This is a genomic window from Hymenobacter antarcticus, from assembly GCF_039539545.1.
Classification (GTDB): Bacteria; Bacteroidota; Bacteroidia; order Cytophagales; family Hymenobacteraceae; genus Hymenobacter; species Hymenobacter antarcticus.
This window is the reverse complement of record NZ_BAABDI010000072.1, coordinates 1-638: the sequence shown is the minus strand read 5'-3', so window position 1 is coordinate 638 and position 638 is coordinate 1. Positions and strand designations below refer to the sequence as shown.

At 67.6% G+C, this 638-nt stretch carries 1 protein-coding gene; it reads left to right on the top strand.

Annotated features, from left to right (window positions below; genetic code table 11):
* On the top strand, positions 1–638 hold a 638-nt coding region (locus ABD819_RS21440; protein WP_345127720.1), incomplete at both ends, for a hypothetical protein.

Genomic DNA, 638 nt, shown 5'->3' with positions numbered 1-638 from the left:
CCATCGCCAATCCCAACGTTGCGGTAGGTGGCGGCAGCGGCACGGTGACTTTGCGCCTGACGGTGACCAGCGGTGCCAACCCGGTGTGCACCGCCGCCACCAGCGAGGTAACGGTGACGGTGAACCCGAACCCGACGGCCAGCGCGGGCACGGCCCCGGCGGCGCAGTGCCTCAGCGCCGCCGCCACTGGCAACACCTTCAGCCTGGAAGGCAGCGGCACCAACGGCTCGCTCAAGTGGACGGTGTTGAGCCAATCCTCAACGGGGTTAAGCGCGGTCTTCTCCAACGACGCCATCGCCAAGCCGACGGTAACCGTGACCGGTGGGGTAAGCGGCACGGTGACTTTGCGCCTGACGGTGACCAGCGGTGCCAACCCGGTGTGCACCGCCGCCATCAGCGACGTAACGGTGACGGTGAACCCGAACCCGACGGCCAGCGCGGGGAATGCCCCGGCGGCGCAGTGCTTCAGCGCCAACGGCAATACCTTCAGCCTGAACGGCAGCGGCGCGAGTGGCACGCTCAAGTGGACGGTGCTGAGCAAAACGCCCAGCACGCTGACGGCCAGTTTCTCTGACGACGCCATCGCCAATCCCAACGTTGCGGTAGGTGGCGGCAGCGGCACGGTGACTTTGCGCCTG